22 protein-coding genes and 1 tRNA gene are annotated in these 20,151 nt (G+C 48.3%); 9 read left to right on the top strand and 14 right to left on the bottom strand.

Annotated features, from left to right (window positions below):
• Window positions 1-2: 2 nt before the first annotated feature.
• From UCH007_RS07415 to UCH007_RS07435, 5 genes are read right to left on the bottom strand one after another with little or no spacing between them, the layout of a single operon-like run.
• Entirely contained in the window at window positions 3-1,583 is a 1,581-nt protein-coding gene (locus UCH007_RS07415; protein ID WP_046961467.1) for a hydrogenase large subunit, read from the bottom strand.
• Window positions 1,584-1,586: 3 nt separating this feature from the next.
• On the bottom strand, window positions 1,587-3,068 hold the full coding sequence (locus UCH007_RS07420; protein WP_046961585.1) for a proton-conducting transporter transmembrane domain-containing protein: 1,482 nt from the start codon (window positions 3,066-3,068) through the stop codon (window positions 1,587-1,589).
• Complete coding sequence (locus tag UCH007_RS07425) at window positions 3,068-3,748, bottom strand: hydrogenase-4 component E-like protein (protein ID WP_023652896.1); 681 nt, start codon at window positions 3,746-3,748, stop codon at window positions 3,068-3,070. The genes UCH007_RS07420 and UCH007_RS07425 overlap by 1 nt, the downstream gene beginning before the upstream one ends.
• 3 nt (window positions 3,749-3,751) lie before the next feature.
• Entirely contained in the window at window positions 3,752-4,693 is a 942-nt protein-coding gene (locus UCH007_RS07430) for a respiratory chain complex I subunit 1 family protein (RefSeq protein WP_046961468.1), read from the bottom strand.
• On the bottom strand, window positions 4,690-6,624 hold the full coding sequence (locus UCH007_RS07435) for a proton-conducting transporter transmembrane domain-containing protein (protein ID WP_046961586.1): 1,935 nt from the start codon (window positions 6,622-6,624) through the stop codon (window positions 4,690-4,692). Before UCH007_RS07435 ends, UCH007_RS07430 begins: the two co-directional genes overlap by 4 nt.
• A 278-nt stretch (window positions 6,625-6,902) precedes the next feature.
• Between UCH007_RS07435 and UCH007_RS07440 the strand changes: the two genes are divergently transcribed.
• Window positions 6,903-7,334 (top strand): methylglyoxal synthase, encoded by a 432-nt coding sequence (locus UCH007_RS07440; RefSeq protein ID WP_023652899.1) that lies wholly within the window; start codon window positions 6,903-6,905, stop codon window positions 7,332-7,334.
• A gap of 135 nt (window positions 7,335-7,469) precedes the next feature.
• On the top strand, window positions 7,470-7,712 hold the full coding sequence (locus tag UCH007_RS07445; protein ID WP_012882686.1) for an FmdB family zinc ribbon protein: 243 nt from the start codon (window positions 7,470-7,472) through the stop codon (window positions 7,710-7,712).
• 74 nt (window positions 7,713-7,786) lie between these two features.
• On the opposite strand, the gene UCH007_RS07450 is transcribed toward UCH007_RS07445, so the two are convergent.
• The 4 genes from UCH007_RS07450 to UCH007_RS07465 all read right to left on the bottom strand — a co-directional run bounded on the left by UCH007_RS07450 (window position 7,787) and on the right by UCH007_RS07465 (window position 11,876).
• A complete protein-coding gene (locus tag UCH007_RS07450) occupies window positions 7,787-9,154 on the bottom strand; it encodes a mechanosensitive ion channel family protein (RefSeq protein ID WP_023652901.1) in 1,368 nt (455 codons plus the stop codon).
• A gap of 60 nt (window positions 9,155-9,214) precedes the next feature.
• Entirely contained in the window at window positions 9,215-9,706 is a 492-nt protein-coding gene (locus UCH007_RS07455; RefSeq protein ID WP_411814592.1) for a TetR/AcrR family transcriptional regulator, read from the bottom strand.
• A gap of 194 nt (window positions 9,707-9,900) precedes the next feature.
• Window positions 9,901-10,890 carry an SDR family oxidoreductase gene (locus tag UCH007_RS07460; protein ID WP_046961469.1) on the bottom strand — a complete coding sequence of 330 codons (990 nt, stop codon included), beginning with the start codon at window positions 10,888-10,890 and terminating at the stop codon, window positions 9,901-9,903.
• Window positions 10,887-11,876, bottom strand: a complete 990-nt coding sequence (locus UCH007_RS07465; protein ID WP_046961470.1) for an NAD-dependent epimerase/dehydratase family protein — start codon at window positions 11,874-11,876, stop codon at window positions 10,887-10,889. Before UCH007_RS07465 ends, UCH007_RS07460 begins: the two co-directional genes overlap by 4 nt.
• A gap of 445 nt (window positions 11,877-12,321) precedes the next feature.
• Here UCH007_RS07465 and UCH007_RS07470 point away from each other — a divergent pair, with 445 nt between their 5' ends.
• The 7 genes from UCH007_RS07470 to UCH007_RS07500 all read left to right on the top strand — a co-directional run bounded on the left by UCH007_RS07470 (window position 12,322) and on the right by UCH007_RS07500 (window position 16,182).
• Window positions 12,322-12,963, top strand: coding sequence for a peroxiredoxin (locus tag UCH007_RS07470; protein ID WP_046961471.1), 642 nt, complete (start codon window positions 12,322-12,324; stop codon window positions 12,961-12,963).
• Window positions 12,964-12,972: 9 nt separating this feature from the next.
• A complete protein-coding gene (locus UCH007_RS07475) occupies window positions 12,973-13,194 on the top strand; it encodes a hypothetical protein (RefSeq protein WP_046961472.1) in 222 nt (73 codons plus the stop codon).
• A 132-nt stretch (window positions 13,195-13,326) separates the two neighbouring features.
• Window positions 13,327-13,403, top strand: a tRNA-Arg gene (locus UCH007_RS07480).
• Window positions 13,404-13,572: 169 nt separating this feature from the next.
• A complete protein-coding gene (locus UCH007_RS07485; RefSeq protein WP_023652912.1) occupies window positions 13,573-13,782 on the top strand; it encodes a hypothetical protein in 210 nt (69 codons plus the stop codon).
• Between the two features lie 200 nt (window positions 13,783-13,982).
• Complete coding sequence (locus UCH007_RS07490; RefSeq protein ID WP_046961473.1) at window positions 13,983-14,363, top strand: zf-TFIIB domain-containing protein; 381 nt, start codon at window positions 13,983-13,985, stop codon at window positions 14,361-14,363.
• A gap of 41 nt (window positions 14,364-14,404) precedes the next feature.
• On the top strand, window positions 14,405-14,971 hold the full coding sequence (locus tag UCH007_RS07495) for a LemA family protein (RefSeq protein ID WP_012882700.1): 567 nt from the start codon (window positions 14,405-14,407) through the stop codon (window positions 14,969-14,971).
• A gap of 17 nt (window positions 14,972-14,988) precedes the next feature.
• Window positions 14,989-16,182, top strand: coding sequence for a M48 family metallopeptidase (locus tag UCH007_RS07500; protein WP_041331611.1), 1,194 nt, complete (start codon window positions 14,989-14,991; stop codon window positions 16,180-16,182).
• 81 nt (window positions 16,183-16,263) lie between these two features.
• Here the strand turns inward: UCH007_RS07500 and cysE are convergent, their stop codons facing one another.
• The 5 genes from cysE to UCH007_RS07525 form a co-directional block, all read right to left on the bottom strand.
• Window positions 16,264-16,956 (bottom strand): serine O-acetyltransferase, encoded by a 693-nt coding sequence (gene cysE, locus UCH007_RS07505; RefSeq protein WP_046961474.1) that lies wholly within the window; start codon window positions 16,954-16,956, stop codon window positions 16,264-16,266.
• A gap of 27 nt (window positions 16,957-16,983) precedes the next feature.
• Complete coding sequence (gene cutA, locus UCH007_RS07510; RefSeq protein ID WP_046961475.1) at window positions 16,984-17,328, bottom strand: divalent-cation tolerance protein CutA; 345 nt, start codon at window positions 17,326-17,328, stop codon at window positions 16,984-16,986.
• Between the two features lie 4 nt (window positions 17,329-17,332).
• A complete protein-coding gene (gene nadA / locus UCH007_RS07515) occupies window positions 17,333-18,241 on the bottom strand; it encodes a quinolinate synthase NadA (protein WP_046961476.1) in 909 nt (302 codons plus the stop codon).
• Window positions 18,242-18,366: 125 nt separating this feature from the next.
• Window positions 18,367-19,032: a class I SAM-dependent methyltransferase gene (locus UCH007_RS07520; RefSeq protein ID WP_046961477.1), complete on the bottom strand. Its 666-nt coding sequence runs from the start codon at window positions 19,030-19,032 to the stop codon at window positions 18,367-18,369.
• A complete protein-coding gene (locus UCH007_RS07525; RefSeq protein ID WP_046961478.1) occupies window positions 19,029-20,102 on the bottom strand; it encodes an AIR synthase family protein in 1,074 nt (357 codons plus the stop codon). The genes UCH007_RS07520 and UCH007_RS07525 overlap by 4 nt, the downstream gene beginning before the upstream one ends.
• Window positions 20,103-20,151: the final 49 nt, after the last annotated feature.

The raw sequence follows: 20,151 nt of genomic DNA on the forward strand, positions 1-20,151 counted from the left end.
CCTCACAGGTCTGTCCCGGCATAAGACAGGTTCAGGCTTTTATTTATCAGGGGAAAGTCCGGAATAATATCCCCCAGCACCGCATGCTCTATGGCCTGCCAGTTGCAGTAAGAAGCGGTACGCACTTTATAACGTTCAATTTTCCCGTCCCTTAGCCACAGCCAGTGGAGGGACTGCCCGCGGGGAGACTCAACCAGCACTAGGCTGTAGCCGTTTTGCGGCTTAAGCGGGACTATATATTCACCGGCGGAAAGCCTGGAAGCGGTCTGAAGTATAAGTCCCAGTGAGGTTTGCACCTCTGAAACCCTCACTTTAAATCTGGCCATTACATCACCTTCGGGCAAAACAGGCGGCTCAAACGCAAGCTCAGAGTACAAGCCGTAAGGCTGGTTTAAACGGGTATCTATATCCGCCCCCGAAGCCCTGGCTGCCACCCCGGTAATATTAAGGGGTACAAGCAGGCGGTTATTTATAATGCCGGTAGTTTCAAAACGGTCAACCACCGAGGTCTTGGCCAGTGCCTTTTCAACCTGCTGGTTAAACCTGCCCTCAAAGACACGCAGGTAATCTGCCAGTTCATTTACAATCCCGGTAGGTATATCCCGAAGCAAGCCGCCGGGGGTAATTATGCCCTTTAAAAAGCGGGAACCGCTAAGGCGTTTGTTCCAGCGCATCAGTTCTTCACGCAGTGCCATAAGAACAGCCGCCCCCACCGGATAAGCTACGTCTGTGAGCATACCGCTAAGGTCTGAAAGGTGAGAATAGAGCCTTTCCATTTCCAGCAATATTAACCTAAGCTGTTCAGCCCGCCTGGGCGGACGGATAGAAGAGATGTGTTCAACCGCCGCAGAGTAGGCATAAGCATTGGCGGCGGATTCATCACCGCTTACAGATTCGGCTATTTTAAGCCCGAAATCTATATCCTTGCCCATGGCCAGTTTTTCAAGCCCGCGGTGAGTATAAAACAGCCTGACTTCCAGATTTAAAATGGGCTCACCTATGGCACTGAAACGGAAATGCCCCGGTTCAATAATACCGGCGTGCACCGGCCCTACTCCGACTTCATACACACCTTCGCCGCTTACTTTTTTAAACGGATACATGGCTTCATCCTCCACCCCGGCAGGCAGACAAAGCGGCTGATTTTTAAAACTTTTTACCAGCGGATGGAAATTGGCAGGGTAGGTTTCATGCAGCCAAAGCCGGCGGCGGTCAAAGGCATTTTCAAATTCACAGCCGTAGCCGTCCCGTATTTCCCTCTCAAAGTAGCAGGCGGAAGGGAAAATGGCGGCAACAGAGGCAACCGAACTGTCTGTACGGCGGATAATTACCAGCGTCCCGGAGTAATTCCTTTTTTCAAATACGTATAAAAGGCTGAGTCCTTCGTAACCTCTGAACCCCTCCAGGCCGAATAAGCCGATAAGCCCGAAGCCGTCTTCGGCCAGCTTCGGATAGAGAGTAGCGGCTTCAGTCCAGTCAAGCCCCAAATAATAGTCTTTGTTTGCCCCTTTTTCCAGCTTGAGAGGATTGATAGCAGGGCTTAGAAATTCGGACAGATAAGTATATAAATCAGGTATTTTCATAGCTTAAAAACCTAAACCTTTGACTATCTGGCTTAGAAAATCAGCCAGTACGGGAGGCTGGAAAACACCTAAAAACACTACTCCGGCCATAATAACATAAACCGGCAGTTTCATAGTCAGGGGAGTTCGGAAAACAGGGCGGTCGGCAGTTTGTTCACTGCGGGTAAAGGCTTTAAGCAAAAAAATGGCAAATGAGGAAGCCACCAGCAACAGGAAAAAGAGTACCACGAGCACCAGCCAGACCGAAATACCGCTTAGCTGGATAAGGACATTCAGTTCAGACAAAAAGACCGGGAACATAGGCAAGCCGGTGATAGCGGCACTGCCCATAATAACACCCCAGGCAGCCACCGGCTGGAGGCGGAATATATCAAATATACGGTCAAAACGGTCACTGCCGTATTGGCGGCGGATAATCCCGGCCGAAAAAAACAGCCCGCTCTTGACCAGCGAATGTGCCAAAGTATGAAAAAGCATCCAAAATACTGCCAGAGGTGTACCTATGCCTATAGCCAGCAGCATGATACCCATATGCTCTATGCTGGAAAAACCAATTAGTTTCTTCAAGTTGCGGCGGGAAAGCATACTAAAGGCAGCTACCCCTATGCTGAGTATACCTAAACCTATCAGCACATTTGAAAAAGTTTCGCCTATCTGGCTCTGGCAAAGGAGGGCACTCAGGCGGAGAATACCCACTATGCCTATATTCAGCACGGTAGCAGACATCAGGGCGGTAACCACTGATGGGGCTTTGGCATAAGCCGCCGGCAGCCAGTTATGCAAAGGGACTAACCCGCTCTTAGCCAGCAGCCCGGTCAGTATCAGCAAAGCACTTAAACCCAGCACCGATGGTGAAAGCAGGGGAGCTAAGCCAGCCAGTTCGTCCCAGTTCAAAGTGCCTGTACCGCTCACCTGACGGGTAAGGGAGAAAAGAATAATAAGCCCGATGAAGGCAAATATCATGGCGGTAGAGGCAATAAATATATACTTCAAAGCGGCCACCAGGTTGTCACGGGCATTTAAGGTGGCAATGAGCAGGGCGGAAAGAAGCGTGCTCAGCTCTAAAAACAGCCAGAATAAGGCCAGATTATTGGCAAAAAAGGCAAAGGTAATTACGGCAAGAATCAGGTTAAAACCCAGATAGAAAACGGGCAGGTTTTCCGTATCCAGCTCTTTATTTGAAATAAGATGGCTGACATAACCGCGGGAATAAAGTGCCGCCAGTATAAACACCACTGAAGCAATCAATACCTGAAATATACCCAGCCGGTCAATGAATAAGTAACGGCTTTCCATGAAATAATGGGGCAGGGGTAAAACTAAAAGTACCCATAGGCTCAGCCCCAGATGCCACAAGCCGTGCCCCAGACTGAATCCGGCCAGCATTTTCGGGGACAAGCTGCCCCTGACTAAACGCAGTCCCAGCAACCCTCCGCCCAGAATGAGTGAAGGTAAAATATAAGCCAGCAGTATCAGGTTTTCCATTACTTTTTCTTGAACCATTCACCCAGCGGCGTAAAGCGGGGGTGAAAATCCTCTATAGTTGAATCTATGCCGAAAGCCAGCACCGTAAGCAGCAGTACCAGTATCACCAAGTCTATCAGGACCAGTATTTCCAGTATAAAGGGCAGTTCCGCTACGAATAAACCAAACAGTATGGCCCCGTTTTCCATGCTCAGGTAGCCTACTATCTTGGTCAGCATTTTCTTGCGGCTGAAGATGACCATCATGCCCATTAGTGCCATGGACACCCCTATAACCGCCCCCAAAGTAAACAGCCGCTCAGGCATTACTTCGCCCAGAAGGTTTGAAAACACCTGATAGACACCGAAGATAAGCAGAATGCTAACTATCAGCGAACTGACAGGGTAAAGGAAGCGGAACTCCAGATCACGCCTGATATTCATCTGGTAAAGTATCCGGTTTAATATGCGGGGTATCAGAAAGACCTTGCCGAATAGAGTGAGCAGGACAATAAAAAGCAGGGTCAGGTGGCCGTCATGTATAAAAAATGCCAGAGCTACCAATGCCACCAGCAGTGACTGCAAGGCATAGGTTTTGAACAAGCTAACAAGACTGCGCTGCCATAAAACCAGTGAGGACGTAACCAGAACCAGCACCAGCAGTATTTTCAGTATGTCGTTTAAAGGTATATTTTCTAACATCTTCTACGCCAAAAACTTGAATAGTACGGTGATAAAGGAAAAGAAAAAGGCCAGCATAAAAAGCCCCGGCACCCTGAAAAGGCGGAATTTTGCCATAAGGGATTCAAATATACCCACTCCCACCGCAAGCAGACTGCCCTTTATCACAAAAGCCAGCAATGCTACTGCTATCCCGCCTGCCGCAGGTGCTGATGCCAGCCCCCAGGGAGCTATAATATTTAAAAGCACCCCCATCAGCAGGGTTTGCTTAAGGGCATGTGAAAGCTCTATCAGTGCCAAATCCGGCCCGGAGTATTCCAACGTCATGGCTTCATGTATCATAGTCAGTTCCAGATGGGTTTCAGGGTTGTCTACCGGTATACGGGAGGTTTCTACAATAAGGATTATAAATAGAGAAATACCGGTAAGTATCAGGCTGGGATTGGACAGGAAACTGCTTTCCCGCACCTGAGCGAACATATCAAACAGGCTGGTTGTCTGAAGCACATATGCCAGCGCCCCGAATACGATAATAATCACCGGCTCTATAATGGCGGCAAGAGTCATCTCCCGTGAACTGCCCATACCGCCGAAACTGCTGCTGGCATCCAGCCCCGAAAGCGCCATGAAAAAGCGGGACATAACCATGAGGTATAAAAACAAGATGATATTGCCCAGACCGGGGTCTGCCGCAGGTATAAAGACCAGAGGCACAGACAGAGACGCCACCATCATAAATGCCAAACTCAGGTATGGGGTAAGGCGGATTATGAATGAGGTCTGATAGGAATAAACCCTTTCCTTCTTGAAAAGCTTGTACAACTGGTAATAGGTCTGTAAAAGGGGCGGCCCCACCCGTCCCTGGGCATAAGCCTTGACCTTTTTAATAAGGCTGATAAAGAGGGGAGATACCAGCAGGGCCAGAGCGGTATTTATAAAACCGTATAACACCAGATTTAAGCTCACCACAGCCACCTTGCCGCCAGTATAACCAGCAGAACGGTTATAAAGCTGTACAGGATATGGCTGCCCAAATCAACGTCCTGCAGGCGGGATACGTAACGGGAAATACGCCCGAACAAACCGGCAATTGGCAGGTAAATATACTCATCAAAAAACTTTAATGTGTGAATGGCGGACTTGCCCTGCTTGAAAATAGCCTGCTGGTTATCTTCGTAACTGCGTTCATTGTAGTGGCGGGTGCGGTATATCAGCCGGAATATCTGGAAAAGAGGTTCGGCAAAACCGGCGGCGGTATACTCAAAGCGGGGGGTGGGGCGGATATATCCGCAAGCCCAGGTCTCACTCCGGCGGCTTTTCCGGGGGGAAAACAGCCTGACCATACCGAAGACCAAAACCCCGAATATAACCAGCACCAGGCCAACCAGTGACATATCCGGTAAGTCAAAACTGTAACCTGCCATTTCGAATATAGGAACAGTAAAAAGACCCAGTACCAGACAGGCAACTGCCAGTATAGCCGGCCCTATAATCATACTTTCTGAAACTTCCTTGGCAGAAGCCGCTTCCTGACTGCGGGGTATAGCCAGAAAGACCTCCCCAAAGGCCTTTACAAAACAGGCTGCCGCCAAAGCCGAAGTAAGTGCCAGTATGGCCAGCACACTGAAAAGAAGTATCTTTATACTGCTTTCGGCCAGAGAGAAGGACTGGAAAAAAGACTCAAAGAGCATCAGCTCACTCATAAAACCATTGAAGGGAGGCAGAGCGGATATGGAAACCGCCCCAACTAGAAAGATAACCGTGGTATAGGGCATAAGTTTCACCAGCCCGCCCATTTTTTCAATATTGCGGTCACCTACCGCAATCACCACCGACCCGGCAGTCATAAACAGCAGACTTTTAAAGATGGCATGGTTCAGGCTGTGAAATAAGGCCGCACCGAGTGCCAGCATAGCCATAGTATCCAGCCCGTAGCAACCGAAAATAACATACAGCCCGATACCCATCATAATAATGCCGATATTTTCTATACTGCAAAAAGCCAGCAGCATTTTAAGGTCATGTTCTTTAAATGCATAGATAATGCCGAGCAAGGCACTTATCATCCCCAGCAGAAGTATTGATACCCCCCACCATATTTCCGGGCTGAGAATATCCGTAAGGAAACGTACCAGACCATAAACAGCCACTTTGAGCATTACTCCGGACATAAGAGCGGAGACGTTGGAAGGACTGGCAGAATGGGCATACGGCAACCACTTGTGAAGGGGTATGATACCGGCCTTTATCCCAAAGGCCAGAAATGCCAGTATAAAAACGAGGCTTTGAATACCGGATGATGCACCATAAAGACTGAGTCCAAAACTACCGTTTTGGATATACATAACCACAGCCATCATCATCAGGAAAACAGTGCTTAGCTGGGTAAGCACAAAATAATAGACGCCTGCACGCTGGGTAAATACCCCCTGATAATCATTCATCATCAGGAAAAAGGAGCTAAGCGCCATTATCTCCCAGAAGAATAACAGACTAAAGGTATTGGCTGAGGCCACCACCCCAACCATGGAAAGTATGAAAACACTCATAACAGCTGAAAGCAGGTTGGCACGTTCGTTGGAAGACAGGTGATGGTTGTATCCCAGAGAGTATATTGCTACACAAAGCGAAATAAGGCTGATTATTATGACAAAAAACGATGCCAGATGGTCAAAATGAAAGGCTATGTCCAGCCCGGGTGCGATACTCCAGAGGAGAATATCAAGCGGACTGCCGAAAAATACCGGTAAAGACCCGCAAATCAGGCATACCGCAGCCGTTATAATCAGCCACAGCACCGCCTGCCAAACCTTTTTCCTGCCGTGATTTAACACTATGCCCGTCAGGGCAGCAGCAAGAAGTAACCCCCCGCCGCCAAGCAATAAACCCGCTGTCATTTTAAAATACAAATCCTCGTAAAAAGATAAAGAGCCCCTGTAGGCTCCTCTATTCTATCTCTATGTAAATAGTAGATTTATATTCTAGATATTGCCCTGTCCAAAGTCAAAACACTCCCAAAGCTGGGCTGCCCTAAACTATTTTACATAACGGAATATACCTTAAACAGCCCCTCAAATTTAACACAATCTTAATGTCCGCTTAGCAGTGGCTTAATAATGTGATGCTAGAATCACACTTACAGTAAGTGACGAGACACCCTCGGGAGTGATATGAAGTGGAAGAACCAAAGATTACCCTGGGTCTCATTGCCCATAATAACTGCAAGAAAGACATGTTGCAGCTGATTACGTCATATGCCCACTTGATGAAAGGGCATCACCTTATTGCCACGAAAAGCACCGGCGAGCTTATCCGCAAACACACCGGACTGCCGGTGATACTCAAGGAAAGCGGCCCTGACGGGGGTGAACTGCAACTGGGGGGATTTGTAGCCAGCGGTATAATCAAAGCCGTAGTCTTCCTGCGGGACCCGCTAAAACGTAAAAGCCATGAACCGGATGTTACTGCTCTGATGCGGGTATGTGATGCTCATAATATTCCACTGGCTACCAACAGGGCTACAGCTGCCTGCGTTCTTCATATGGCACTTTTCCACCCCGAAAAGCTGGATGATACACCAACCGAAGAAAGCCGTAATGACCGTTGATTATTTCATCTGCCCGTCATATATACTGCCTGTATGAGATATTTCCCGCACAAACCTGATAGGGTAGGCAGCACTTTACAACCATGTTCTATTTTTCTAAAATACTCTATACAAACGTTCTGGAGAGATATAAGCATGGCAATATATGAGTTTAGTTGCCCCAAGTGCAACCATGTTTTTGAAATAAACCTGAAGGTAGATGACAGGGATACCCCCCAGACCTGTCCGGAATGCAAAACAACCGGGTGTAAACGCAGCTACAGCAGTTCGGTAACCACCCGTTTTCCCGGTGATGCCAGACCAAACAGAAGCGGTACTAAATACAAAACACCTGAAAAAAAGGTAATCCACCTGAGTAATCTGAATAAACCCCGATAATTCCTTCGGGCAAAACGCAAATCAGGCAGTCTTTTGAAGACTGCCTGATTTTTATTTACCAACTAAAACCGTAACTACTCTGATTCGGTATCAATATCCGGGTGTTCTTCATTCGGCACCTTGGGAATTTGAACTTTGGTAGACGGCAAAGCATTGCCGAAAAATACCTTGGTATGCGGCCAGGGTATTTCAATATGCTCACGGTCAAAAGCAAGTTTTATCCGCTTGCGGAGCTCGCCTTTGATTGCCCACTGAGTACCCGGTTTGACATCACCCAAAACTTTTATATCTACCCCGGAATCACCCAGTTTATTTACACGGAGTACCCCGAGTGAATTTTTAACTACGGATTTACTCCATTCGGGCTCACTGGTGAATTCGGCACATACCTTGTTTATAACATCTATAGCGTGGTTTATATCTTCCTGATAGCCGATACTGATATCGAAATTAACACGCGAAAGGTATTTGGTGTAGTTGCTGGTTATCCGTATTTCGCCGTTGGAAACCACGTGAACTACCCCATCCAGGTCACGCACGATAGTACGGCGTAAATCTATAAATTCCACCTCACCCACAACATCCATTACCTTTATGACATCTCCCACTGAATACTGGTTTTCCAGTATTATGAACAAACCTGAAAGGTAGTCTTTTACCAAACTCTGGGCACCGAAACCGATAGCTACACCCAGAACGCCAACCCCGGCCAGTATCGGCCCGATATCCAGCCCCACCTCGGACAGGGCTACAAAAGCCCCCATGGCCACCACTACAACTTCGGCAGTGGAAACAGCCACCCCGATAAGGGTATCAGCCCGCTTTTTAGCCTCTTCTTTAGGTTTGGCAATCCCTCCAAACATTATCCCGCGGATAAGCGCCGGCACACCACGGCTGACGGCATACACACCGGCAATAATAAGACCTATGATAAGTAACAGCTTAACTCCGTGAGTACCCAGCCAAACAGTCAACCCGTCTGCAGCCACTCCGTATACGTTTATACCAGCAACAACCAGCATCAGGAGTGCCAAAAATGGCACGATGAAACGAAGGCTGTCTATAATATGGTCGTTTACCTTTGACTTGGCCTTGCCGGGTATTTCGGTCTTAAGCCAGCTAAGCAACCCCTCTATAAGTCCTGCCCCAATCCACAGGGTCAGGGCCACCATCAGTAATTCCAAAGCTTTGGAAATCTGTTTGCCAAGTTCGACTTCAATAGTCAGGTTTTCAGCTATAATATATAAAGCAATACACCAGATAATCAGCAAAACCGGCCAGCGGATTGATTTAAGCTCATTTCTAAGCAGGCTTAACTTTTTTTCTTCATCTTTACGGATAAATTTAGAAAATAACTTATTCACCAGCAGGAATAACGCCAGAGCCACAGCCGCCACAATAGCCAACATAACCAGACTATCCAACGTAAATTCAATCAGCATAGGGGTTTCTTTCCACTCCGAATTTCTATATCTACAGCCAGATTATACTCCAAAACTCTGCTAACCGCGCAAGCCGTGGATAGCCACTGAGATAACCTCCGGCATAAGATGGGGTTTGTTCAGCATTCTTTCAGCGATATTAGGTATGGCATACACACCCCGTCTGACTATCTGGTAATAAAAGAAAAAACCCTGCAGGCTGAGGTCCGGCCTGATATACCCGCCGGCTTTACCTTCGGCCAAGAGCTTGCCGATAAGATTGTCCCGCTGCTCTCCCCAGTAATCATCAATATACTCCTGCACTACCGGATAACGTTTAGCCGAAGTCTCCATAAGTTCACCCTGATACTGCTGGGTAAAGGCCTCCTGACTGAAAAACAAAGTCTCCAGCTTTTCCTCAAACGGCATCTTTGCCTCTATTATCCTACGGTAACTGTCTAGGAGATTGTCCAGAAAGACTTTAAATATTTCCTTTATCAGTTCTTCCTTGTTTCCGAAATGGTTATAGACCGTCACGGGTGAAACACCCGCCTGCCGGGCTATTTCCGGTATGCAAACCCGGCTAAAGCCGTGCTGCTCAAATAATTCAAGGGCAACCTTCAGGATAGCTTCTTTGCTCTGGGTCTTGCGTTTTTCAAATCCGTCCATATTTCACCGGTTTTTATTATTTTTATTAATAGTATACAAAATATAAGATTAAACACAAGCCATTAAGTATATAAATTTATAAAACTTGTATACCAACTTCAATCACCTAAATAGCCCATAGATTTAAACCACAAATAGGCGTCTGCCAGAGATTCCTCCGCCAGACGGGGGGAAAACCCAAGCACTGTGCGGGCTTTAGCCGAACTGATATTGGCATTACTCTGCAGTACCTCCAGTGAGTAAGAGGTAAAAAGAGGAGAACGGCGGGTTAGACGATAATACGGATAACTTATATAAGCCCCCAGCTTGGCAAGGGTATAAGGAACTTTGAAACGGGGAGGGCTAACCCCGCTAAGCCTGCCCAGTATCTCAAACAAGCCCTTGATGCTGACATACTGTCCAGAAAGTATATAGCTCTGCCCGTTCTGCCCCTTCTCAAAGGCGGCTATCATACCGGCAGCCACGTCCCGTACATCGACAAAATCGTAACCGCCGTCTACATAGGCTTTCAGTTTTCCGCCAGCGTAATCCAGCAAAACTCTGCCCATTTCAGATGGAGTGTAGTCATACGGGCCTATAACCCCGCTGGGACAAACTATAACACCTGAGAGCCCGTCAGATAGCCTCTTAAGCACCTCTAGCGCCCCCTGAGCCATACTGCGATTGTATCCCGGCGGGAAATGAGACGGATGATAACCCTGCTCTTCGGTAAAGGCCGCACCCGGCGGAGGTTCGGACAGGGCATGGATTGAGGAGGTGTAAAGCAAGCGGGTTACCCCGCACTCCAGACAGGCATCCGCCATATTGGCTGCCCCGTTTACATTGGTATGGTAAAGCTCTTTTTCCTGCCCCGGCACTATGGAAACTATACCTGCCAGATGAAAAGCTGCCTGACACCCTTTCAGTCCGTCCAGAACAGAGGAATAAACAGTTACATCACCCTCCACCCGCTCAATATCCAGCCCTCTGATAGCCTGTGCGGCATCTCCCGGTTTGATTAAAGCCTTTACCCCGTAGCCTGATTTTATCAGCTCCCTGACCAGTACGTTGCCCATGCGGCCGGAAGCCCCGCTTACTAATACTTTCATTGCGGGGTTTCTTCCGGCGGGATTTCCAGACAGGCATCTACCGTTTCTTTCAGAGCGGTATCCAATCCGCCTTGTCCATATCCCAAGGCTTTTCGCGAAAGAGCAGGGTCAAAGAAGGTATTGCGTGTCTGCAAAGTTATATAACGGACAGGATCAAGCCCTGATTCCCGCCCCTGCAAACGATGCAGGCTTTTGATACCAAAAGCAGCCAGACGCAGAATAAAACCCGGCAAATGAATAACCTTTTTGGGTTTACCCAAGATTACGCCTAACTTGGAAAGCAATGCATCCCAGCTTAGGTTTTCGTCACCCACCAGATAGCTGTGCCCCGCCTGCCCTTTTTCCACCGCTCCAGCTATAGCTTCTCCCACCCTTGCCGCCGAAACACAGTTTGTACCGCCGCGGGGATAAAAAAGCCACCAGCCGGAATTAAGGTATTTTATTAAGGGTCTCCAAAGGGGAATCCGGCCGGGCATCCTCCCGAATATATAAGGCAGACGCAAGCCGCAGATAGCCATTTCATTTCCGCCCAACTTAAAAATAGCTTCTTCCTGTTCAAGGCGGCTTTCAATATACGGGTGGTATTCACCAAGGCGCAAATCCGGCCAGAGTTTGGCAAAGTGGCAGAAATACGAGCCTAAAAACACACCCCTTTTTACCCCGGCTTCTTTGGCAGCAGAGAAAAAATGGAGGCAGTCTTCAACATTAGCCTTGTGGAAAAAAAGATATGCAGGCGATTTGGGAACTATCCGGTCATCAGCACCGGCGGCATAGACCACCGCATCCTGACCTTTAAGCATAGCCAGTAGCATGCCGTGATTAAGATTGCGGATATTTGAAAAAAACACCTCAACCGATGGGGGGAATAGATGGTCTGAAGGCATGGGCGGCAAAGCCACTACAGATACCTGATGCCCCCGGCGTACCAATTCCAGTACTGCATGATACCCCAGAAAGCCGGTTCCGCCTACTACAAGCACCCTCATATTTGCCTCCTGCCCGGTTTTTACGAGCTCCGTCTATAACATAACCTATACCTGTCAACCAAGTGCTGCCCCGTCTGGTTTTAACCCACCCGTTATACTTTTAAACACCACTTTTATATCTTCCTCGAGGCATTTCATAAGAAATGCGACAAAAACTGGAAGGCTAATACCTGTACCAAGTAACTTTAGCAGCCGCCGCAGGGAAATGCAGTGGATTAAGTCTAGCAGAGCCGTAGCTGGGTTAAATACGTGCAACTACGTAATTTTGACGCCGTTTTACCTGATAATAAGTATAAAAGTTCAAGTCACTTTGAGTATGACTTAAACACCCCACTGTCAGGCAGATGATACCGGTGCTACACTATAAAGAGGGTGTTTACTAAACACCATTTAGCCTGCAATAGTCTAAGGCAGATATTCAGGTGAACTAAAACAGGAGGACAAGATGGAAGAAGTAACCTACGCCATGCCCCGTATCGGGGACATAGCACCCCCGTTTGAAGCCTTGACTACTCACGGTGTTTTGAAACTGGAAGATTTCAAAGGCCAGTGGCTCATTATCTTTTCCCACCCTGCAGATTTTACTCCCGTCTGCACCACTGAATTTATTGCCTTCTCCGAGATTTACCCAGAATTGAAAAAACGTGAGGTCGAACTGCTTGGATTAAGCGTCGACAGCAATTCATCCCATATTGCCTGGGTAAGAAATATTGAAGAAAAAACCGGAGTAAAGATACCCTTCCCCATTATTGCCGACCTGAACAAAGAAGTGTCTTTTGCTTACGGCATGATTCACCCCGGACAGAGTAAAACCGAAACTGTAAGGTGTGTATTTATACTTGACCCCGGCCAGAAAATACGCCTCATCATGTACTACCCAATGAACGTAGGACGAAATATGCGGGAGATTTTGCGGGTGATTGACGCACTCCAGACTGCTGACGAAAACAAAGTAGCTCTGCCGGCTAACTGGCATCCCGGTGACAAAGTAGTAGTGCCGCCGCCTTCTACCCAGGAAATGGCTGAAGAAAGAATGGGGCAGGGGTATGAATGCATAGACTGGTATTTATGCAAGAAAAATCTCTAGGAGAATAAAATGCCCTGTTTTGAATCTGACGGAAGTCTGAGCGCCAGCGGCCGACAAACACTGAAAGCTATAAAGGAACATCCCGGCACACCCGAAGAAATAGCTCCTTTTGCAGGTCTGCCTTTGTATCGGGTCAAAAGCGGGGTACGCTCCCTGACTGAAGCAGGTCTGGCCGAAGAAAAAGAAGGCAAATATCACCTGACACCCAAGGGCAGTAAGCTGCTTAGCTAGAAACAAGTAGAAGTTATACATGCCCGTTATTCTCTTGAAGCGGGCATGTATTTTACCTGAACGGACCGACACCTGCCTGCTGGGCAATTGCCCGCCTTGCCAATTTTCAGCTATAATATGATTTTGTTGCGTGCCCCTGTAGCTCAGCAGGATAGAGCAGCGGTTTCCTAAACCGCGTGTCGGGCGTTCGAATCGCCCCAGGGGTACCACTTTCTGAAGCTAAAAAGCCCCTTTTGACGGTGTTTTTCCGCAAGGGGCTTTTCTTTTTGCAGGTCTTTTGCTAATCACTTTTCCGAATACGATACTATCTATTGCCAGTAGGCATTTTTTGTGCTTAAATTAGTCACGGTAGTGTTTTATTTAAGAGGTCAATCTCAAATGAACAAACTGGCTTTGCTTCTGGCTATACTCGGGGGTATATGTTTGGTGTTGGGTTTCCTGACCGCCTTGGAAATAATTCCGCCGTTGGTTGCCAGCGGGCATTTTTTTGGCCCAATAAGCAACACTACTATCGGCATGGGCGGCATGTCTGTTATCCTGCTGCTAGGTTGTATAGCCTGCCTTATTGCCCGCCGAAACCAAACTTAGCCTGAACCCTGTTTTATAAAAACTGCTGCCGCAGCCTTTTTAAGAGCCAGTCACCCTGTTTATTCTTCAATAACGCCATTTATTATTTATCCGCATGCATTCACCCTGCTTTCTCCAGCTTTGATTATCAACTATCCGCCCATTGACAAGAACATATGCCTATCCATACACTAAGAGACACGTTATATAAGGAGAAGTCTATGATTTGCCCGGCTTGCTCTAAAGATATGCTGGTAGTAGAGTACCACGAGATAGAGCTGGACTATTGCCCAGCCTGTCACGGGGTTTGGTTTGACGCCGGAGAACTTGGTTTGCTGCTGAATGAAGTAAATCTGAGTACTGTCCAAAAGATAGAGGAAATAACCGATAGCCATGAGGCAAAACGCCACTGTCCCATCTGCCGCCGTAAGATGAAAAAGACTGCCCTGTTAAAAGACCCCCTTCTCATAACAGACGACTGTCCGTCGGGACATGGCATGTTTTTTGACGGGGGGGAGGTGGACCAGCTTATTACCCGCTTGAGTAAAAATACCAACCAACCGGCAGTGGATTTCTTGAAAGAAGTCTTTAAAGCCAGATAATCAGATAATTTTTAGTATACAAAGAACATAGGGAGGAAAATATGTGGATTGCACTTATAGTTATTCTAGCACTGTTACTGATACTGGGACTGTGGTTTGCCGGTGTATACAACGGACTGGTAGGCCTGCGGAACCAAGTCAAAAACGCCTGGGCACAGATAGATGTCCAGCTAAAAAGACGCTATGATTTAATACCCAACCTGATTGAAACAGTCAAAGGCTACATGACCCATGAACGGCAGACCCTTGAGTCTGTGACCAATGCCCGTAATCTGGCCCAGCAGTTATCCACTTCTACCAGTGTGGAAGCCAGAGCCAAGGCCGAAGGTGAGCTGTCTTCCGCCCTCTCACGCCTGCTGGCAGTAGTTGAAAACTATCCCAACCTGAAAGCTAACCAGAACTTTTTGGCTTTGCAGGAAGAACTGACCTCTACTGAAAACAAGATAAGTTTTGCTCGCCAGTTTTACAATGACTCGGTTATGAAATATAACAACCAAACCCAAATGTTCCCCTCAAACATTGTGGCCGGCATGGCTAATTTCAAGGCCAGCGAATTTTTTGAGGTCAAGGTAGAAGAGGAACGCCAGGCTCCCAAGGTAAAGTTTTAAACAGGATTTAAACCGATATGTGGGAACAGATACAATCCAATAAAACCCGTTCCATTATGCTGGTTATCGGCATGGGGCTTATTTTGGTAGCTCTGGGCTACGCTCTGGGCATGGCCTTTACCGAAAATGGTCTGGTGGGACTGGTAATTGCCCTTGTCCTGTGGGGAATTATGAATCTGGTAGCCCTGACCCAGGGCGACAGTATTCTTCTGGGCATGGCTAATGCCAAGGAGATAAAACCGGCTGACCATCCGCGCCTTTACAACGTGGTGGAGGAAATGAAGATTGCCTCCGGGCTGGATACCATGCCCAAGGTATATATCATTGATGACCCCGCCTTAAACGCCTTTGCCACCGGACGGGACAAAAACCATATTTCAGTTGCCATTACTTCCGGACTGCTGCAGAAGCTGAACCGCGATGAACTGCAGGGTGTGATAGGGCATGAAATGGCCCATATCAAAAACCGGGATGTCTCACTGATGGTATGGTGCAGTATCCTTTTGGGGACTATAGTTATTTTAGCCCAGTACGGCTCACGGATGTTTATTTTCGGCGGAGGGTCACGCCGTTCTTCCTCAAACGAAGGGGGCGGCGGCGGGGCTCAGGCTATCTTGATGGTGGCGGCACTGCTGCTTATTATACTGGCACCCTTGTTTGCCCAGCTGATATATTTTGCCATTTCACGCAAACGCGAATATCTGGCAGATGCGTCATCTGCCCAGTATACCCGTTACCCGGAGGGGCTGGCTTCCGCCCTTGAAAAGCTGGGGGCTTCTACCGCACAGCTGCGCTCAGCCAACCAGGCTACCGCACCCATGTATATAATTAACCCCTTCAGGGCCAAGGGAAAAGCCGCCGCTGACCTGACTTCCACCCATCCCCCCATAAGCGAGCGGATACGGATTCTGCGGTCTATGAACGGAGCTTCCTACCACAACTATGACGAGGCCTTTAAACAGGTAAAAGGCGGGCATGTTATACCGCCTACCGCTATCAAGCTTGACCACGCCGAGACTATACGGGAGGCTTCGGACGAAGGGCCTTTGGCTACTGAAATCGGCCGCGCCCGCGAAACCTCAAACGCCCTCTGGAATATGAATAAATACCAGACGGTAGATTGTGACTGCGGGGTCAGGCTGCGTATCCCACCCGGCTTAAAGGGGCAGGAAATACAGTGCCCGCACTGCGGCAAAACCCACCAGACCTGATAAATGAGCTGTTAGACCGAAATATTAAAGGGGCGTAAAACCGCCCCTTTTTATTGTATCCGCAAAATCTCTTTTAAAAAGTCAGAGGTTAAACTCTTTCATAATCTCACGTATCTGCCCGCGAAGCTCATCCTGAGGCACTTTCAGCCCGCTGTTTTTTTCAAGCTGGGCAAGCCTGTCCATCAGCTTTTGCTGTTCGGCCAGCACCACTTTTAAGGCATCCGCTACCGGATCCGGCAGCTTGCCGTGTTCCAAATCAAGAACCATACGGCGTGATTCTTCAACTACCCGCCCCGGTATACCCACTACAGTTGCCCCGGCCGGAACATCCTTGGTCACTACCGAACCTGCCCCGATTTTTGCCCCTTCGCCCACTGTAATGCCGCCCAGCACTACCGCACCTGTGCCGATAACCACATTGCTGCAGATAGTAGGGTGACGTTTACCTTTGGATAAACTGGTGCCGCCTAAGACCACGCCCTGGTACATAAGCACGTCATCACCAATTTCAGAGGTTTCACCAATAACTACACCCATCCCGTGGTCAATGAAAAAACGCTGGCCTATTTTTGCCCCCGGATGAATCTCAATGCCGGTGCAGAACCGCCCGCAATGAGAAAGCCAGCGCGCCCAGAAATGGAGCTTGTGCCGCCAAAGCCAGTTTGCCACCCGGTGAAACCAGAGGGCATGCAAACCGGGATAACAAAAAAGAACCTCTGCCACACTTCTGGCAGCCGGGTCTTTGCTGAAAACGTTTCTAATATCTTTTATCATTTAAGCACACATTATAGCACCCATTGGCTATTCCGGAATATCCGGCGGGGCAGAAAGTTCTTTATCCAGCCAGTCCAGATATTCCGGGCTACCCCCGGCTACCGGCAATGCCAATATTTCGGGGTTTTCATAGCTGTGAACCTCATGCACTACCTCTATAAGGGAATCCAGCATGGACTGGCGGGTTTTAACAATAAGCAGGCTTTCGGCTGATTCCTCTATTTTCCCTTGCCACCAATACTGCGAGTTTACCCGCGGAACAATGCTGACGCAGGCCGCTTTGCGCTGGGTAAGCAGCACCTTTGAGATAAGGGCGGCTTCCTCTGCATCTTTGGCGGTTATGAAGACTACCAGGAATGAATTTGTCTTCACCCTTTTAAGTCACCTTCAGCATTCGTTCTACCGCACCCGCTGCCTTACGCCGGATTTCCTCCGGCACACTTACCACTGCCTGCATATTTTCCAGACTGGCAAGCAGCTTGGGCAGGGTGGTCATTTTCATATTAGCGCACACAGCCTGTTCAGATACCGGTATAAAGAGCTTGTCTGGATTTTCTTTACGCAGGCGGTAGAGCATACCTATTTCTGTGCCTACAATAAGCTCTTTGACGTCTGCCCGGGCAGCATAAGATACCATCTGTCCGGTAGATAAAACCTGGTCCGCTAAAGCAGTTACCTCAGGCCGGCTTTCAGGATGGACTATTACTTTAGCTTTTGGGTAGTGTTTTCTTAAGTTTAGAATATCTTCGGGCTTTATACGGGCATGGCAGGGGCAATAACCCGGCCAGCTTATTATCTTTTTGCTGGTGCGTTCTTTGACAAAAGCCCCCAGATACTGGTCAGGCACAAACAAAACCGTATCTGATTTCAGGCTTTCCACCACTTTTACGGCGTTAGCAGAGGTACAGCAGATATCAGACTCCGCCTTGACCTCCGCAGTAGAGTTAACATAACAAACCACCGGCAGACCGGGATAACGAGTTTTAAATTCCCTGAGTTCTGCCCCGCTTATCATATCCGCCATGGGGCAGCCGGCCTTTGGCTCAGGTGCAAGGACTGTCTTTTCGGGGCTGAGTATAGCCGCTGTCTCAGCCATAAAATGGACTCCGCAGAACACTATCACCTCGGCATCAATATTGGCAGCCTTACGGGCCAGTTCCAGCGAGTCACCCACAAAGTCCGCCGCATCCTGGATTTCTCCAAGCTGGTAGTTGTGGGCCAGTATAACGGCCTTACGCTCTTTTTTCAGCTCCGCTATCTTGTGCGAAATAAGCTCTCTGTACATATATCTGCCCCTTACGGCCTAATTTTACCACCCGAAGGATATAAAAACCTATATTATATGGCAAACCCGGCTAAACTCTATGGTTTGCAGCCGGGCTGGTTTATCTGAAGCAGTACAATTTTAGGCTAAAGCGGTTTACGCGCCTGAATAATCTGGAACATGCCTAAAAGACGCTGGCGGCGGTTAAGGATTTCAAATCCGCCATCCTTTAGTTCACCGCTTAAGATCCCCGGCTGCATCATCTGGTAGGCCGGCAAGCCCTCAAATACACGGATAAATACCCTGATACCCAACCCACCGATACCCTGGGGAAGATTATAGTCCAGCACGTTGAAAACACCCCCCGGTTTGAGCACTTTATAAATCTGTTTAATTGCTTCACGGCGGATAGGGGTGGGCATTTCATGCAAACCGTAAGATACGAAAGCCTTATCGAAAGTACCCTCAAGGAATGGCAGGTTGTCACCTGAGGCTTGACGGAAAACCACAGGCATGCCCGTTACTTTTTCTTTGGCTCTGGCCATCATATCCGGGGACAGATCAACACCTGTTACCTGACCATCTTTTAATTTTCCGGCTACCAGACGGGTAGTTGCACCTGTGCCGCAGCACATGTCTATGATATTGTCACCGGGTTGAATATTGGCCTCATCTACAAACTTGCGGCGAAAGCGTTCTTCGCCGCCGAAGGGTATAAAAAGTACACGTGTTAAAAAGTCGTAAACTTTAGAATAACGTTTCCAGTAATCTGTCTTGTAATAGGAGGGCGGGGTAACTTTGTCCTGCATCATTTTTTGCCTTCCAGTTCATTATACTTTTCCAGAGCATTATAAAAGGCCTTCCAGAACGGGTCAACCTGCGGATGAATAAGAGGCTTTACCTGCCCGTTTTCAACCAGTTTCATACCGCTGCCTGAGGGTGTTATTTCACCGGCTACCGAGGCTTTGATACCCTTGGCAGACATAGCTGAAAGGATTTCTTCTGCCCGGTGGGCACGGCAGGTAAGCAGCAGAGTGCCTTCGCTTATGGAAGCATACGGGTCTATTCCAAACAGGGTGCAGATTTCCTTCACCCCGTCTTCAACCACAATCTTGTCTTTTTCTATGGTAACACCCAGGCCGGCGGCTTCGGCTATTTCATACAACCCCCCCCAGATACCGCACTCTGTGGCATCATGCATGGCAGTTACCCCGTTATCCCGGACACCCACGGAGACAGCTGCCAGAGCATCTTCCACCACGCTCATTTTATAAAAAATACCCTGAGATTTCAGGCTGAAATCAGCCCCGAATTTTTTGGCCAGATAACCGGGGAACATGGCCGCAAAAATACCGCAGGCTTCTATAGCCGGCCCTTTGGTAATGATTATTTTGTCTCCGGGTTTTACAAATTCGGGGCCAACATACTGGTTTAGTTCACCTTCGCCGATTACAGTTGCCCCGCCAACGAAAGGATAACTGCAGTTTTCATATCGGGCGGTATGCCCGGTTACTATAGATACACCATTTTGGGCACATTGGTCATGGATGACCTGCCAGACCAGACTCAGCTGGTCTTTGGTAATACCCATAGGCAGATTAAGGTCTATGGTAAGGTATTTGGGTTTTAAACCTGAGGTAACCGAATCTGAAAGGAGGATATGTATGGCAAACCAAGCCGCTCTCTCCCAGCCGTATTCGGGCACGATAAAGACCGGGTCTGTGGTCAGGGAAACAGCCTTGCCGCCCATATTGACTACAGCGGAATCAACCCCGCTCCTGGGACCTATAAGCACATCCTGTGAAGCCGCCCCAAGCCTGGGGTAGATAAGTTCCCTGAAGATGTCCGGTGATATTTTACCTATTTCAGGCATTTCAGGCATATTCATTTGCTCCTTTATGATACTGGTTACAGGGGATACAGATATCGGT

This window comes from Dehalococcoides sp. UCH007 (assembly GCF_001010485.1).
In the GTDB taxonomy this organism is placed as follows: Bacteria; Chloroflexota; Dehalococcoidia; order Dehalococcoidales; family Dehalococcoidaceae; genus Dehalococcoides; species Dehalococcoides mccartyi_A.

What these genes read in the sequence shown, in the direction of transcription:
- UCH007_RS07415 (WP_046961467.1), bottom strand. Translation starts at nt 1,583, where the DNA reads ATGAAAATACCTGATTTATATACTTATCTGTCCGAATTTCTAAGCCCT.
- UCH007_RS07420 (WP_046961585.1), bottom strand. Translation starts at nt 3,068, where the DNA reads ATGGAAAACCTGATACTGCTGGCTTATATTTTACCTTCACTCATTCTG.
- UCH007_RS07425 (WP_023652896.1), bottom strand. Translation starts at nt 3,748, where the DNA reads ATGTTAGAAAATATACCTTTAAACGACATACTGAAAATACTGCTGGTG.
- UCH007_RS07435 (WP_046961586.1), bottom strand. Translation starts at nt 6,624, where the DNA reads ATGACAGCGGGTTTATTGCTTGGCGGCGGGGGGTTACTTCTTGCTGCT.
- UCH007_RS07445 (WP_012882686.1), top strand. Translation starts at nt 7,470, where the DNA reads ATGGCAATATATGAGTTTAGTTGCCCCAAGTGCAACCATGTTTTTGAA.
- UCH007_RS07450 (WP_023652901.1), bottom strand. Translation starts at nt 9,154, where the DNA reads ATGCTGATTGAATTTACGTTGGATAGTCTGGTTATGTTGGCTATTGTG.
- UCH007_RS07460 (WP_046961469.1), bottom strand. Translation starts at nt 10,890, where the DNA reads ATGAAAGTATTAGTAAGCGGGGCTTCCGGCCGCATGGGCAACGTACTG.
- UCH007_RS07465 (WP_046961470.1), bottom strand. Translation starts at nt 11,876, where the DNA reads ATGAGGGTGCTTGTAGTAGGCGGAACCGGCTTTCTGGGGTATCATGCA.
- UCH007_RS07470 (WP_046961471.1), top strand. Translation starts at nt 12,322, where the DNA reads ATGGAAGAAGTAACCTACGCCATGCCCCGTATCGGGGACATAGCACCC.
- UCH007_RS07475 (WP_046961472.1), top strand. Translation starts at nt 12,973, where the DNA reads ATGCCCTGTTTTGAATCTGACGGAAGTCTGAGCGCCAGCGGCCGACAA.
- UCH007_RS07485 (WP_023652912.1), top strand. Translation starts at nt 13,573, where the DNA reads ATGAACAAACTGGCTTTGCTTCTGGCTATACTCGGGGGTATATGTTTG.
- UCH007_RS07490 (WP_046961473.1), top strand. Translation starts at nt 13,983, where the DNA reads ATGATTTGCCCGGCTTGCTCTAAAGATATGCTGGTAGTAGAGTACCAC.
- UCH007_RS07495 (WP_012882700.1), top strand. Translation starts at nt 14,405, where the DNA reads ATGTGGATTGCACTTATAGTTATTCTAGCACTGTTACTGATACTGGGA.
- UCH007_RS07500 (WP_041331611.1), top strand. Translation starts at nt 14,989, where the DNA reads ATGTGGGAACAGATACAATCCAATAAAACCCGTTCCATTATGCTGGTT.
- cysE (WP_046961474.1), bottom strand. Translation starts at nt 16,956, where the DNA reads ATGATAAAAGATATTAGAAACGTTTTCAGCAAAGACCCGGCTGCCAGA.
- nadA (WP_046961476.1), bottom strand. Translation starts at nt 18,241, where the DNA reads ATGTACAGAGAGCTTATTTCGCACAAGATAGCGGAGCTGAAAAAAGAG.
- UCH007_RS07520 (WP_046961477.1), bottom strand. Translation starts at nt 19,032, where the DNA reads ATGATGCAGGACAAAGTTACCCCGCCCTCCTATTACAAGACAGATTAC.
- UCH007_RS07525 (WP_046961478.1), bottom strand. Translation starts at nt 20,102, where the DNA reads ATGCCTGAAATGCCTGAAATAGGTAAAATATCACCGGACATCTTCAGG.